The 13438-nt window shown below is 68.4% G+C and carries 15 protein-coding genes; 3 read left to right on the forward strand and 12 right to left on the reverse strand.

Annotation, left to right across the window (positions count from 1 at the left end):
* Positions 1-7 precede the first annotated feature (7 nt).
* Both QJS31_RS02550 and QJS31_RS02555 read left to right on the forward strand, forming a co-directional pair.
* Positions 8-562 carry a GNAT family N-acetyltransferase gene (locus QJS31_RS02550; RefSeq protein ID WP_282786386.1) on the forward strand — a complete coding sequence of 185 codons (555 nt, stop codon included), beginning with the start codon at positions 8-10 and terminating at the stop codon, positions 560-562.
* A 233-nt stretch (positions 563-795) separates the two neighbouring features.
* Positions 796-1278 carry a hypothetical protein gene (locus tag QJS31_RS02555; RefSeq protein WP_282786384.1) on the forward strand — a complete coding sequence of 161 codons (483 nt, stop codon included), beginning with the start codon at positions 796-798 and terminating at the stop codon, positions 1276-1278.
* Between the two features lie 399 nt (positions 1279-1677).
* Here the strand turns inward: QJS31_RS02555 and QJS31_RS02560 are convergent, their stop codons facing one another.
* The 4 genes from QJS31_RS02560 to QJS31_RS02575 form a co-directional block, all read right to left on the reverse strand.
* A complete protein-coding gene (locus QJS31_RS02560; protein WP_306355862.1) occupies positions 1678-2298 on the reverse strand; it encodes a hypothetical protein in 621 nt (206 codons plus the stop codon).
* A gap of 162 nt (positions 2299-2460) precedes the next feature.
* Positions 2461-2910 (reverse strand): DUF4189 domain-containing protein, encoded by a 450-nt coding sequence (locus QJS31_RS02565; protein ID WP_029924673.1) that lies wholly within the window; start codon positions 2908-2910, stop codon positions 2461-2463.
* 92 nt (positions 2911-3002) lie between these two features.
* Positions 3003-3668, reverse strand: coding sequence for a transcriptional repressor LexA (gene lexA / locus QJS31_RS02570; protein WP_039814829.1), 666 nt, complete (start codon positions 3666-3668; stop codon positions 3003-3005).
* Between the two features lie 28 nt (positions 3669-3696).
* On the reverse strand, positions 3697-4434 hold the full coding sequence (locus QJS31_RS02575) for a sigma 54 modulation/S30EA ribosomal C-terminal domain-containing protein (RefSeq protein ID WP_306355863.1): 738 nt from the start codon (positions 4432-4434) through the stop codon (positions 3697-3699).
* 236 nt (positions 4435-4670) lie between these two features.
* Here QJS31_RS02575 and QJS31_RS02580 point away from each other — a divergent pair, with 236 nt between their 5' ends.
* Positions 4671-6410 (forward strand): GAF domain-containing sensor histidine kinase, encoded by a 1740-nt coding sequence (locus QJS31_RS02580; RefSeq protein WP_372341513.1) that lies wholly within the window; start codon positions 4671-4673, stop codon positions 6408-6410.
* A 9-nt stretch (positions 6411-6419) separates the two neighbouring features.
* Here the strand turns inward: QJS31_RS02580 and QJS31_RS02585 are convergent, their stop codons facing one another.
* From QJS31_RS02585 to QJS31_RS02620, 8 genes are all read right to left on the reverse strand, one after another.
* A complete protein-coding gene (locus tag QJS31_RS02585) occupies positions 6420-6773 on the reverse strand; it encodes a hypothetical protein (protein WP_282779478.1) in 354 nt (117 codons plus the stop codon).
* Between the two features lie 105 nt (positions 6774-6878).
* Entirely contained in the window at positions 6879-7253 is a 375-nt protein-coding gene (locus QJS31_RS02590; RefSeq protein WP_039814831.1) for a metal-sulfur cluster assembly factor, read from the reverse strand.
* A gap of 3 nt (positions 7254-7256) precedes the next feature.
* Complete coding sequence (sufU, locus tag QJS31_RS02595) at positions 7257-7730, reverse strand: Fe-S cluster assembly sulfur transfer protein SufU (protein ID WP_029924662.1); 474 nt, start codon at positions 7728-7730, stop codon at positions 7257-7259.
* A gap of 3 nt (positions 7731-7733) precedes the next feature.
* Positions 7734-9035: a cysteine desulfurase gene (locus QJS31_RS02600; protein WP_282779475.1), complete on the reverse strand. Its 1302-nt coding sequence runs from the start codon at positions 9033-9035 to the stop codon at positions 7734-7736.
* Positions 9036-9040: 5 nt separating this feature from the next.
* Positions 9041-9835, reverse strand: coding sequence for a Fe-S cluster assembly ATPase SufC (sufC, locus tag QJS31_RS02605; protein WP_282779474.1), 795 nt, complete (start codon positions 9833-9835; stop codon positions 9041-9043).
* Positions 9836-9872: 37 nt separating this feature from the next.
* Positions 9873-11051 carry a Fe-S cluster assembly protein SufD gene (sufD, locus tag QJS31_RS02610; RefSeq protein ID WP_282779472.1) on the reverse strand — a complete coding sequence of 393 codons (1179 nt, stop codon included), beginning with the start codon at positions 11049-11051 and terminating at the stop codon, positions 9873-9875.
* Positions 11051-12511, reverse strand: a complete 1461-nt coding sequence (sufB, locus tag QJS31_RS02615) for a Fe-S cluster assembly protein SufB (protein ID WP_282779470.1) — start codon at positions 12509-12511, stop codon at positions 11051-11053. Before sufB ends, sufD begins: the two co-directional genes overlap by 1 nt.
* A complete protein-coding gene (locus QJS31_RS02620; protein WP_143981376.1) occupies positions 12508-13341 on the reverse strand; it encodes a metalloregulator ArsR/SmtB family transcription factor in 834 nt (277 codons plus the stop codon). Before QJS31_RS02620 ends, sufB begins: the two co-directional genes overlap by 4 nt.
* Positions 13342-13438: the final 97 nt, after the last annotated feature.

Below are 13438 nucleotides of genomic sequence, written 5' to 3' on the forward strand. Positions count from 1 at the left end.
GGCGGGTATGGAATCCGACATAGCCATCGTCCCGATGGGACTCGGCCATCTGCGCCAGGTCATCGACCTCGGCTACCAGGTGTTCGACACCTCCGCCAAGCCCTACACCTCCTGGTCGCTCACCTCGGTGGCCGAGCATCTCGACAGCGCGGGACGCTCCTGCTGGGTGGCGGTCGATTCGGATCGGGTGGTCGGATTCGTGCTGGCCTCCATGGAGTTCGAACTGCGCGACGACTGGGCCTATCTGGAGTGGATCGCGGTCGCGCCGGATATGCAGGGCCGCGGGGTGGCGGGACGGCTCATGACCGCCTGCTGCGACACGCTGTTCAAGCACGGCGCGCGGCGCATCGTCACCGATGTGGAGAACCACAACACCGCCTCGGCGAACATGATGCGCAAGAACGGCTTCACCGAGGGCACCACCGTCACCCTGTTCGTGCGCCCCAATCCCGTTGACGACGCGGGCGACGACCAGATCACCCTGGGACCCGGCACCAAACGCGACCTCATCCGCCGCGGCCGCATCACCGGCGACGGCAGGCACGGGCGTCCCAAGGGCTGAGCCCAGCTCGCCACTCGCGCCCGACTCCCGGGTGCCAGCCACGCCCGCCTCCCGGGTGCCGGTGACCGACACTCGCCGCGTCGACACGATGGATGCCACCGAACGCCGCAGGCACAGGCTGTCGCCGTGCCGCGGGCACGCACGCCAGGAACGGATCGACGAGCACGGGGCCGATGCCTCCGACGAGCGGCGGGGTCGCCGATACTGTCGGACCCCTCCCCTACGGTGTCGGCATGACCGTCGCGGACCCGACCATGCTCGCCATCACCGACGCGGTAACCCTTGGGCGTCAAGGGGATACCGCCCGCGCCCGGGAGGCGCTCACCGCACTCTGGGAGACGGTGGGCGTCACCGGCGACGCCCTGCACCGCTGCACCATCGCCCACTACCTGGCCGATCTGCACGAGCACGCCGCCGACGCGCTCACCTGGGACGTGCGCGCCCTGGACGCGGCCGCCTCGCTCACCGACGAACGCGCCCAACAGGAGAACTCGGCCCTCACCGTGCGCGGCTTCTACCCGTCACTGCACCTGAACCTCGCCGACAACTACCGCCGCCTGGGCGCATTCGACACCGCGCACACCCACCTGGACGCGGCCCGCGCCCGCCTCGACGCCCTGGACGACGACGATTACGGCGCGGGGGTGCGCGCGGGCATCTCCCATGTGGAGACCGCCCTGGCCGAGGGATCCACCGAGCGTCTGCCCACGCACTGACACCGGCGGCTCGCCTCACGGCCGGTATATCCGGCCGACCGGCGCGGCGCGGGCGGTCCATGCGCGACCTATCGCGACGTGACCGGTACCGACGCGGCCAGCGCGGGCACAGCCGTGGCGACATGACCGGTGCGGGCACGAGCGGCACGAGTGGGCCACAGTTGACGTGACCGGTGCGGCGTGGCCGTTTACCGCGTGACCGGTGCAGGCGCGACCCGGGTACCGGCACGGCTGTGGCGGCGCGATCGGTGCGGGGCACGGCTGTGGCGGCGCGATCGGTGCGGGGCACGGCTGTGGCGGCGCGATCGGTGCGGGGCACGGCTGTGGCGGCGCGATCGGTGCGGGGCACGGCTGATACAGCCACGCTCGCCTGGCACGGGCACGGCCGGTCGCGGCGGCTCAGTTCTCCGCCGCGCGCGCCCGGCCCTCGTGGAAGAAGTCGAGCAGCCCCGCCACGGTGCCGACCTCGTCGCGCGGGCGCATGGCGCCGAAGGGTGCGTTCCAGAACTCGCCCCGGCGGCGGGTCCACGGCCCGACATACGCGTAGGGCCGGGGGTTGTCCCAGTCGCCCGGTGACACCCCGTAGTTCACTTCGTCGATGGCGACGGACAGATCGAAGTGTTCCGGCCACAGCACCGGCTGTTCGGCGGCGAAGCGGCGTAGTGCGGTATCGCCGATGGCGAACCAGTCGTGCACGGTCGCGGCCGCGCCGGAATCGAGACTGAACGGCTCGTCGGGGTCCATATTGGTGCCGTCGCTGTAGAGACCGTCCGGCGGCCCGTCCGGTTCGAATCCGGCGGCCGCGGCCAATTCGCGGTAGGTGCCGTGCAGCGCGGCGCGGCCCCGCGGCCAGACCAGATCGGTGCCCGTCACCGAGACCGGCCATGTGATTCCGGTGAACCCACCCAGCACGATGCGCATGCGAATGGTGCCGAAACGCCGGTACTGCGGTCCCGCGATCAGCAGTTCCGCGGCCGCGTGCAACGCGAATCGGGTGTCCTCGTAGGTGATGTCGTCCACCTCGAAATCATCTCCGGGGCACCGTGGGCGAGGCGGGGAATTCGGTCTGCGGACACGCCGATCACTGCCGGTTGCCCTCACCCGATTTCCACCCGGGAAAGCGAAACGCCGCGCCCTTCCGAAAGCTCCGGAAGACCACGGCGTTCGCTTGTTATTGCTGTCTCACCTGGCGTTATCGGTGCAGGCGGAAAGGATCACCTTCGCCTGCCGCGGCGACGCCGAACCCGCATCCGGGAACGACGGCGCACTTTTACCGAGCACATCGATGGCGGCCTGCTCGGCCTCCACCTTGGTCGCCGCCCACGCCCAGCCGAAACGGGTGTCGGCGCCCTGGGACACCGCACCGCAGGCATTGGCGAAGTGCACGACGACCTCGCAGTCGCCACCGCCGCATTCGGCGATCGCGGCCGTGTCCGCGGCACCATAACTGCCGTAGTTCACCGCGTAGGCGACGTTTCCGGTGCTCTTGGACAGCGCCAGGGCGCCGTACAGGTCACCGGCGGTGGCGGTGAAACCGCCATCGACCGCGGACGCGGGACCCGCGGCGACGACGCCGAGCGTCGCCATCGACGAGACAGCGAGACCCAAACAGGTCTTGCGCAACAACGACATTCACTTCTCCCCGTGAAGAAAGGCAATAACGGGTGGAATCTTTGCCGAGACCAACCGTTATGTCCAGTTGGCTGGTAGTGCGAACAGCAGGGTCAAACCCGCCGCATTACCGAGACGACCTTACCCAGGATCACGGCCTCGTCGCCGTCGATCACCTGGTAGGCCGGATTACGGGGTTCCAGATAGACGTGCCCGCCGGTGCGTCGATACACCTTGACAGTGGCCTCACCGTCGATCATCGCCGCCACGATCTCGCCATTGTGCGCCTCGTGCTGTTTGCGGACCACGACGATATCGCCGTCGCAAATGGCGGCGTCGACCATGGAATCACCGCGCACGCGCAGCCCGAACACGGTTCCGCGCCCGACCAGTTCGCGCGGCAGCGAGAGCACGTCGTCGGTGTGCTCCTCGGCCAGGATCGGCGTACCCGCGGCGATATCGCCGACCACCGGCACCGGCACCTGCTGTTCGGACTCCGCGCGGCCCTGCGGTGCGGAGTGCAGGAACATACGCACGTCGATGGGCCGCGACATGGTGTCGCTGCGGCGCAGGAATCCCTTCTCCTCCAGTGCGTTCAGATGCTTGGACACCGTGGAGGAGGATTTCAGCCCGACCTCGTCGCCGATCTGGCGAGTATTGGGCGGATACCCGTGCCGCACCACCCAGTCCCGGATCACGGCGAGGATGTGGTGTTGGCGCGGCGGCAGCGTCGAGGTGTCGAGATGCTCGAACGCGTCGGAGTAGTCGTATCCGGTCACCGGGGCATCCTAATGGCCGGACACCGCTCTACCGGGCGATCACCACGCCCACATCCCCGTCGTAGCGGCGGTAGAGCAGCCGCCCGCGCCGATCGGCGATATCGGTGCAGAACAGGAACGGCAGCCCGTAGCGGCACAGCCGCGCCGCCGCCTGATGCTCGGCGAGCACCGGCACCCGATGCGGATTCATGGTCAGGGGCAGCTCGTCCATGCCGCGCGGCGGCCGCAGCCGCCACTGCCGCGCGAAGCGCACCCCGCGCGGTCCGGCCCAGTACACGATCGCGTCCTCACCGGTTTCGGCATCGGTGAACAGGTGCGCGTCGTAGTCCATGGCGTCCATGGTCGCGATCGCCTCGGCCGCGTCGCAGCTCCGCGCGTCCACCGTCTTGCGCCGGGTGACGGGTCGGTCATCGGTGACGCCGGCGAGCACCGCCCGCCGCCGATCCGGCATGCGGCGCGCCACCGACCGCTCCACCCGCCGCAGTTGCAGATCCAGCCGCTCGGCCGCGAAGGTCAGCGCCCAGCCTCCCGATCCGTCGATCTGGGTGCGCACCTCCCCCTGCCCGGTCCACACGTTCGCCTGCACGGTCATCACCCCGGTCCCCGGACGGTCGACCATCCGCACCCGCGCCGGTTCGTGAATGTGGTGCCGCCGCAATACCTGTCCGATCATCCGTTCCGCCCGTACGACCTCGGCGAAGGACACTTCCCCCACCGCGTTCACCACCACGTGCGCATCTCCGACCACCACCGCGTGTGTGTCCACTGGACGACGACCACCTTCCCCTGAGCTACGAACCGGTTTGGGCGTACCCATGCCACCACCGGAACTGCGAGGCTCCTAGGGCCGAAGGTCCCCTCGGGTCCTTTCTCGCGACGCGCACGGCGCAGCCGACCACGGAATCGAAAAGCTTGCCGCGACGAGGAAATCCGACACGCGCAGGCAGTTCGGCATCGTCCGAGCTACTGACAGATCCGGGGAGCGAGAGGACAATGTGCCGCATGTCACACGACCCGGACGCGGTCGGCGGCGATCGCACGCGCGTCCTCGAAGCCCTGTCCCAGTTGCGATTACGCGAACTCCTGGCGGGTGTGCAAGACAGGATAACCCAACTGGTCGGTGTGCACGAGCGGATGGACCGGCTCATCGACGCCATGCTCGTCATCACCGCCGGACTCGATCTCGACGACACCCTCCGCTCCATCGTCCACACCGCCATCGAACTCGTGGACGCCCGCTACGGCGCGCTCGGCGTGCGCGAGACGCGCGGATACACCCATCCCCTCTCGGAATTCGTCTACGAGGGCATCGACGATCGCACCCGGGTGCTCATCGGCGACCTGCCGCACGGCGGCGGCGTCCTGGGCCTGCTCATCGAACAGCCCGAACCGATACGGCTGGCCGATCTCTCGGATCATCCGGCGTCGATCGGCTTCCCGGAACACCACCCGCCGATGCGGACCTTCCTCGGCGTTCCGGTGAAGGTACGCGACGAGGTGTTCGGCAGCCTCTACCTCACCGAGAAGGCCGGTGGGCTGGAATTCACCGAGGACGACGAGGTGGTGGTGCGGGCGCTGGCCGCCGCCGCGGGGATCGCGGTCGAGAACGCCCGCCTCTACGAGGAATCCCGCATCCGCCAAACCTGGCTGGAATCCATCCGCGACGTGGCGACCGAACTGCTGGGCGGCGGCGAACCGGCCGAGGTGCTGGAGCTGATCGCGGAACGGGCCATGACCCTCGCCGGAGCGGTGTGCGCCTTCCTGGCGCTGCCCGAAGATCTGGAATCGCCCGATCAGGAGGTGGAGGAGCTGATCGTGGCGGCCGGTACCGGCACCACCGCGGCAGGCATTCTGGGCCGTCGAATTCCGGTGGCGGACTCGCACACCGGCTCGGTGTTCCGCACCGCGGAGTCGAAGGTGACACAGGGTCTGGCCTTCAACGCGTTCACCGATATCCTGCCCGCATTCGGCCCGGTGCTGCTGCTGCCATTGCAGGCCCGCAAATCGATGCTGGGCGTGCTGGCGGTCTGCCGGAGCCCCGAAGCGCCGGAATTCGATACGCCCACCCAGGCGATGATGGCGGTGTTCGCCGGTCAAGCCGCCTTGGCACTGCGTTTGGCCGACACCCAGTTCCGCATGCGGGAGCTGGACGTGCTCTCCGAACGCGACCGCATCGCCCGCAGCCTGCACGACCGGGTGATCCAACGGCTGTTCGCCACCGGCCTGGTCCTGCAGGGCACCGCGCAGCGCATCCGCACCCCCGAGATCCGCACCCGCCTCGGCCGCACCCTCGACGATCTGCAATCCATCGTGCAGGACATCCGGCAATCCATCTTCGACCTGCACGAGCCCGAAACCGGTTCGGCGCGCCTGCACCAGCGCCTGCACGATCTCATCGCCGAGATGACCGCCGAGGCCGACCTGCGCACCACGGTGCACGTCTCCGGACCGCTGTCGGTGCTGCCGATCCCCCTGGCCGACGATGTGGAATCGGTACTGCGCGAAGCACTCAGCAATGTGGTGCGGCACGCCGAAGCCCACAGCGTGCACATCAATATCGCCATCGACGACGAGATCAGCATCGAGGTGACCGACGACGGCGTCGGTTTGCCGTCGGATCTGCCCCGCCGCAGCGGCCTGTCCAATCTGGATGTGCGCGCCGACCGCACCAACGGGCGCTTCGACATCGGTCCGGCAGGTGACCGCGGCACGGTCCTGCGCTGGGCCGCACCCCTGGCCTAACCCGGCGGGTCAGAACACGGCCAGCAGCAGGGTCCCGATCAGTGCGCACCCTCCGGCCGACAGCAGCGTCAGTGGGAGCAGCGGCCACAGGCCCGCGGTGGTGCGTCGGGCGAGCAGATACCCGGCTCCGGCTCCGCAGGCGGCCAGCACGAAGCCACCGCCGGAGACGAGGTAGAAGACGCTCGCGAAGGCCGCGTTGAGGGCCTCGCCGCCGCCCTCGGCGTAGCCGTCGAACGGGATGGGGAAACGGAAGGCCAGCGCCGTCAGCGCGGCCGTGAACGGTGCGGCGAGAACGGCGGCGAGCGCACCCCACAGCATGACGGCCAGCAGCGGGATCAGCGGGGTGTCGACGCGCTCTGTCACTCGCTCATCATGGCCCATGGACACAGCGGCATGGCGGAGCACCGACGACAACGGCCTGCCGATGACGTGATGTCGTCGGCAGGCCGCGTTCGGTGGAACGCACTCCTAGACGGTGAAACCCAAGGCGCGCAACTGCTCCCGGCCGTCATCGGTGATCTTGTCCGGACCCCACGGCGGCATCCACACCCAATTGATCTGGAGGTCCTCCACCAGGCCGCTGCGGACCAGGGCATTGCGGGCCTGGTCCTCGATCACATCGGTGAGCGGGCACGCCGGGGACGTCAGCGTCATATCGATCTTGGCGATGGACTCCTCGACCTTCAGGCCGTAGACCAGGCCGAGATCGACCACATTGATGCCGAGTTCGGGGTCGACCACATCGCGCATGGCCTCCTCGAGGTCCTCGAGGTGCTGTACTTCCTCGGGGGTCAGCTGAACCTCCGCCTCGGCGGTCGGGGCCTGCTGTTCGGTGTCGCTCATCTCTTACTCCCCGTTACCCATCGACTTCGTGGCCTCCTGTGCGGAGGATATCCGCACCACCGCGTCCTTGAACGCCATCCAGCCCAGCAATGCGCATTTCACCCGCGCCGGGTACTTGGCGACGCCCGCGAAGGCGATGCCGTCGCCGATCACGTCCTCATCGCCCTCGACGGTGCCGCGACTGGTGATCATCTCGTCGAAGGATCCGACCACCTTCAGCGCCTGCTGCACGGGCAGGCCGATGACCTGGTCGGCCAGCACCGAGGTCGACGCCTGGCTGATGGAGCAGCCCTGGCCGTCATAGGAGACGTCGGCGACGTCGCCCTTCTCGTCGATGTGTACGCGCAGCGTCACCTCGTCACCGCAGGTGGGGTTGACGTGGTGCACCTCCGCACCGAACGGCTCGCGAAGGCCGCGGTGGTGCGGGTGCTTGTAGTGGTCCAGGATGACTTCCTGGTACATCTGCTCCATGCGCATGGTTTATGCAACTCCGAAGAAGGTCTGGGCCTTCCGCACCGCGGCCACCAGCGCGTCCACCTCGTCGAGGGTGTTGTAGACGGCGAAGGAGGCCCGCGCGGTGGCGGCCACGCCGAAGCGGCGGTGCAGCGGCCAGGCGCAGTGATGGCCGACACGGATGGCGACGCCCTCGTCATCGAGAATCTGGCCGACGTCGTGGGCGTGGATACCGTCCACCACGAAGGCCACCGCGCCACCGCGGTTCACGTTCTCGGTCGGTCCGATGATGCGGACGCCGTCCAGCTTACCCAGTCCGAGCAGGGCTGCCTCGGTGAGCGCATGCTCGTGCGCCGCAACGGCTTCCATGCCGACCGCCTCGAGATACCGCACGGCCGCGCCCAATCCGACGACCTGCGAGGTCATCGGCACGCCCGCCTCGAAGCGCTGCGGCGGCGGCGCGTAGGTGCTCTCCTCCATGAACACGGTCTCGATCATGGAGCCGCCGGTGATGAACGGCGGTGTGTCGGCGAGGATCTCGCGCCGCCCGTACAGCACGCCCACGCCCGACGGGCCGAGCATCTTGTGCCCGGAGAAGGCGGCGTAGTCGATACCCAACTCGCGGAAGTTCACCGGCATGTGCGGCACCGACTGGCAGGCGTCGAGCACCACCAGCGCGCCGACCGCCTTGGCCCGGCGCACCAGCTCCTCGACGGGCGCGACCGCACCGGTCACATTGGACTGGTGGGTGAAGGCGACCACCTTGGTGGCGGGCGACAGTTCCAGCGAATCGAGGTCGATGCGCCCGTCGCCGGTGACCCCGTACCACTTCAGTGTCGCCCCGGTGCGCCGCGCCAGCTCCTGCCACGGCACCAGGTTCGCGTGGTGCTCGAGTTCGGTGATGACGATCTCGTCGCCCGGCCCCACCCGGTACGGGAAGCGGTTGTCGGCGAAGGAGTAGGTGACCAGGTTCAGCGATTCGGTCGCGTTCTTGGTGAACACGATCTCGTCGGCGTCCACGCCCACGAAGCGGGCGATATCGGCGCGGGCGCCCTCGTAGGCGTCGGTGGCCTCCTCCGCCAGCTGATGAGCGCCACGGTGCACGGCCGCATTGCGCTGGACCAGGAAGTCACGCTCCGCGTCCAGAACCGCCGTCGGCCGCTGCGCGGTCGCGCCCGAGTCCAGGTAGACCAGGGGTTTGCCGTCGCGCACCGTGCGGCTCAGGATCGGGAAGTCGGCCCGGATGCGGGCGACGTCCAGGGCCGCCACCCCGGCGAGCGGGGAATCGTGCGGCCCGGCGAGCCGGGAATCGTGACCCGTGGCGGTCATGGGTATCAGGCTCCTACGGCAGCGGAGGTGAAGCGCACGTAGCCGTTGGCATCGAGTTCCTCAGCCAGTTCCGGACCGCCCTCGGCGACGATGCGGCCGTTGACGAACACGTGCACGAAGTCCGGCTGGATGTAGCGCAGGATGCGGGTGTAGTGGGTGATCAGCAGGACGCCGCCCGCCGTAGGCTTGCCGGAGCCATCGTCCCAGCCCCGCTCCTTGTAGCGGTTCACGCCCTCGGAGACGATGCGCAGCGCGTCCACGTCCAGACCGGAGTCGGTCTCGTCCAGGATGGCGATCTTCGGCTTGAGCAGGCCCAGCTGCAGGATCTCGTGGCGCTTCTTCTCACCACCGGAGAAGCCCTCGTTCACCGAACGCTCGCCGAAAGCCGCGTCGATCTCCAGCTCGGCCATGTTCTCCTTGACTTCCTTGACCCACGTGCGCAGCTTGGGGGCCTCGCCGCGCACGGCGGTGGCGGCGGTGCGCAGGAAGTTCGACATGGACACACCCGGAACCTCGACCGGGTACTGCATGGCCAGGAACAGGCCCGCGCGCGCCCGCTCGTCCACCGACATCTCCAGCACGTCCTCACCGTCGAGGGTGATGGAGCCGGAGGTCACGGTGTACTTGGGGTGACCGGCGATGGCGTAGGACAGCGTCGACTTGCCGGAGCCGTTGGGGCCCATGATGGCGTGGGTCTCACCCGAGCGGACGGTCAGGTTGACGCCGTTGAGGATGGGCTTGGCCTCGCCCTCGGGGGTGGTGACCTCGACGTGCAGGTCCTTGATTTCCAGGGTGGTCATCGAATTCGGATTCCTTTGCGGAGTGGGAAAGTTCGTCTTATACGCCGACAGCGGCGAGCTCGGCCTCGATGGCCGCCTCCAGCCGCTCCCGGACCTCGGGGACCGTGATCTTCTGGATGATCTCGTGGAAGAAGCCGCGCACCACCAGGCGTCGCGCCGTCTCCTCCGGAATGCCGCGAGCGCGCAGGTAGAACAGCTGCTCGTCGTCGAAACGGCCGGTGGCCGAGGCGTGTCCGGCGCCGATGATCTCGCCGGTCTCGATCTCCAGGTTCGGCACCGAGTCGGCGCGCGCGCCGTCGGTGAGCACCAGGTTGCGGTTCACCTCGTAGGTGTCGGTGCCCTCGGCGGCGGCGCGGATGAGCACATCGCCCACCCACACGGTGTGCGCGTCGGGCTTGGACGAGGCCGGATCGCCCTGCAGCGCACCCTTGTACTGCACGTTCGACTTGCAGTTGGGCTGCGAGTGGTCGACCAGCAGGCGCTGTTCGAAATGCTGGCCGTCGTCGGCGAAGTACAGGCCGAGCAGTTCGGCATCGCCGCCGGGACCGTCGTAGCGCACATTCGCGGTGAGCCGCACCAGGTCGCCGCCGAGGGTGACATTGGTGTGGCGCAGGGTGGCGTCGCGGCCCAGCCGGGGGTGATGCGCGGTGGCGTGGACGGCGTCGTCGGCCCAGTCCTGCACCGCGACCACATTCAGCCGGGCGCTGTCACCGAGCACGAATTCCACGTTGTCGGCGTAGGTTCCGCTGCCCCGGTAGTCGAGCACCACGGTGGCGGCGGCGAAGTTGCCGAGCCGGATCTGCACGTGCCCGAAAGCGGTCTTGCCCGCGCCCGGACCGGTGATGGTCACGGTGACCGGTTCGGCCACTTCGGTTTCCGCGCCGACCGACACAACGGTGGCCTGGTCGAAACCCGAGTACGCCTGCGCGGCGACCCGATCGGTGGGCACGCCGCCCTGGCCGAGGCGGCCGTCGGCGCGGTCCACGGTCTCCACCGTGACACCGGCGACCTCGCTCACCTCGACGGTGGCCGCGCCGTCGCGCACCGCGCTGCCGTCGTGCAGGCCGCCCAGGCGGCGCAGCGGGGTGAAGCGCCACGCCTCGTCCTTGGCCGAGGGCACCTCGAAGGCGTCCACATCGAAGGAGGCGAACACCTCACCCTTGTTGACGGCGGGGGGCCGTACTTCCGCGGCCTCCGCAACGTTCTCGACGGCCATCAGCCGACGGCTCCTTCCATCTGCAGCTCGATCAGGCGGTTCAGTTCCAGGGCGTACTCCATGGGGAGTTCCTTGGCGATGGGCTCCACGAAGCCGCGCACCACCATGGCCATCGCCTCGTCCTCGGTCAGACCGCGGCTCATCAGGTAGAACAGCTGATCCTCGGACACCTTGGAGACCGTGGCCTCGTGGCCCATGGTCACGTCGTCCTCGCGGATGTCGACGTAGGGGTAGGTGTCGGAGCGGGAGACGTTGTCCACCAGCAGCGCATCGCACTTCACGGTCGACTTGGACGCGTACGCGCCCTTGTTCACCTGCACCAGGCCGCGGTAGGAGGCGCGACCGCCGCCGCGCGCCACCGACTTGGAGATGATGTTGGAGGAGGTGTGCGGCGCCAGGTGCAGCATCTTCGCGCCGGTGTCCTGGTGCTGGCCCTCACCCGCGAAGGCGATGGAGAGCACCTCGCCCTTGGCGTGCTCACCGGTCATCCACACCGCCGGGTACTTCATGGTGACCTTGGAGCCGATATTGCCGTCGACCCACTCCATGGTCGCGCCCGCCTCGGCCTTGGCCCGCTTGGTGACCAGGTTGTAGACGTTGTTCGACCAGTTCTGGATGGTGGTGTAGCGGCAGCGGCCGCCCTTCTTCACGATGATCTCCACGACCGCGGAGTGCAGCGAGTCCGAGCTGTAGATCGGCGCGGTGCAGCCCTCGACGTAGTGCACGTAGGCATCCTCGTCGACGATGATCAGCGTGCGCTCGAACTGGCCCATGTTCTCGGTGTTGATCCGGAAGTAGGCCTGCAGCGGAATGTCGACGTGCACGCCCGGCGGCACGTAGATGAACGAGCCGCCCGACCACACGGCCGAGTTCAGCGCGGAGAACTTGTTGTCACCGGAGGGGATCACCGAGCCGAAGTACTGCTGGAAGATCTCCGGGTGCTCGCGCAGGCCGGTGTCGGTGTCGAGGAAGATGACACCCTGCTTCTCCAGATCCTCGCGGATGGAGTGGTAGACCACCTCGGACTCGTACTGCGCGGCGACACCGGCGACGAGACGCTGCTTCTCCGCCTCCGGGATGCCGAGCTTGTCGTAGGTGTTCTTGATGTCCTCGGGCAGGTCTTCCCAGGACGCGGCCTGCTTCTCGCTGGACCGCACGAAGTACTTGATGTTGTCGAAGTCGATGCCGTCGAGGTTGGAGCCCCAGTTCGGCATGGGCTTCTTGTCGAAGATGCGCAGGGCCTTGAGCCGGAAGTCGAGCATCCATTCGGGCTCGTTCTTCTTCGCCGAGATGTCGCGCACGACCTCCTCGGACAGGCCGCGCTTGGCACTGGCACCGGCGACATCCGTATCGGCCCAGCCGTAGCCGTACTTGCCCAGGGAGGCGATGGTCTCCTCCTGGGTGAGGGGAGGGGCCTGGGCTGCGTCATTCTCGCGGCTCGCCGCAGCGGTCGTCGTCATTCGGCACTCCTTCCGGAGTCGTTCGTCGATGTCGTCGCGGGCTGTGCGACGGGTTTTCCAGCGGTATTCGGTGTGGCCCCGGCGGTGCCGGGTGTCAGCGCCCCGGCGGTGCCGGGTGTCAGCACGGTGAGGGGTACGTGGGTGGTGCAGGCGCAGTCGCCGTTGGCGATGGTGGCCAGCCGCTGCACATGGGTGCCCAGCAGTTCGCGGAACGCCTCCAGTTCGGCGGCGCACAGCTCCGGGAACTCCTCGGCCACGTGCGATACCGGGCAGTGGTGCTGGCAGATCTGCACGCCCGCGCCGACCTCCCGGGTGGACGCCGCGAATCCGGCGGCGGTGAACGCCTCCGCGATCTCGTCGGCCTTGGCGGCCGTCTCCTCCGGCGTGTGCCGGGCCAGCCGGTCGATACCGGCGACGATGGTGCCGACCCGCTTGCGCGCGAAGTCGACGATGGCCTTGTCGCCGCCGATCTCCCGCAGCTGACGCATCGCGGCACCGGCGAGGTCATCGTAGGCATGCCCCAAACGGCCTCTGCCCTGGGCCGTCAACTGGAACTGCTTGGCGGGACGGCCACGCCCCTTCTGCTGCCACGGCGCGGAGCGGGCGGCACGCGCCTCCCCCGACTCGATGAGGGCATCGAGGTGCCTGCGCACCCCCGCCGGAGTGAGGCCGAGCCGCTTGCCGATGGCGGTCGCGGTGATCGGTCCTTCCTCGAGCAGCAGTTTCACGACGGCTTCGCGGGTGTGGCCTTCGCCTGCGGGTTCGGACACCGCAGCAGACCGGGCGCCCTGCTGGCGCCCGGTGCCTGCTTCCGCATTCCGCAAACCCATGGTTTTCACAACACCAGTGTGACGGAATTCCTTCCCGGGTTCTAGTAAGGGTCACCTGACTTGGAGGGGGTTGGGAGTGTGAACCTTCGCACACGGC

The organism is Nocardia sp. CC213A (assembly GCF_030766805.1).
Classification (GTDB): Bacteria; Actinomycetota; Actinomycetes; order Mycobacteriales; family Mycobacteriaceae; genus Nocardia; species Nocardia otitidiscaviarum.

Coding starts and splice junctions, on each gene's coding strand:
- QJS31_RS02550 (WP_282786386.1), top strand. CDS start 8: ATGGAATCCGACATAGCCATCGTCCCGATGGGACTCGGCCATCTGCGC.
- QJS31_RS02555 (WP_282786384.1), top strand. CDS start 796: ATGACCGTCGCGGACCCGACCATGCTCGCCATCACCGACGCGGTAACC.
- QJS31_RS02565 (WP_029924673.1), bottom strand. CDS start 2,910: ATGTCGTTGTTGCGCAAGACCTGTTTGGGTCTCGCTGTCTCGTCGATG.
- QJS31_RS02580 (WP_372341513.1), top strand. CDS start 4,671: ATGTCACACGACCCGGACGCGGTCGGCGGCGATCGCACGCGCGTCCTC.
- QJS31_RS02590 (WP_039814831.1), bottom strand. CDS start 7,253: ATGAGCGACACCGAACAGCAGGCCCCGACCGCCGAGGCGGAGGTTCAG.
- sufU (WP_029924662.1), bottom strand. CDS start 7,730: ATGCGCATGGAGCAGATGTACCAGGAAGTCATCCTGGACCACTACAAG.
- QJS31_RS02600 (WP_282779475.1), bottom strand. CDS start 9,035: ATGACCGCCACGGGTCACGATTCCCGGCTCGCCGGGCCGCACGATTCC.
- sufC (WP_282779474.1), bottom strand. CDS start 9,835: ATGACCACCCTGGAAATCAAGGACCTGCACGTCGAGGTCACCACCCCC.
- sufD (WP_282779472.1), bottom strand. CDS start 11,051: ATGGCCGTCGAGAACGTTGCGGAGGCCGCGGAAGTACGGCCCCCCGCC.
- sufB (WP_282779470.1), bottom strand. CDS start 12,511: ATGACGACGACCGCTGCGGCGAGCCGCGAGAATGACGCAGCCCAGGCC.
- QJS31_RS02620 (WP_143981376.1), bottom strand. CDS start 13,341: ATGGGTTTGCGGAATGCGGAAGCAGGCACCGGGCGCCAGCAGGGCGCC.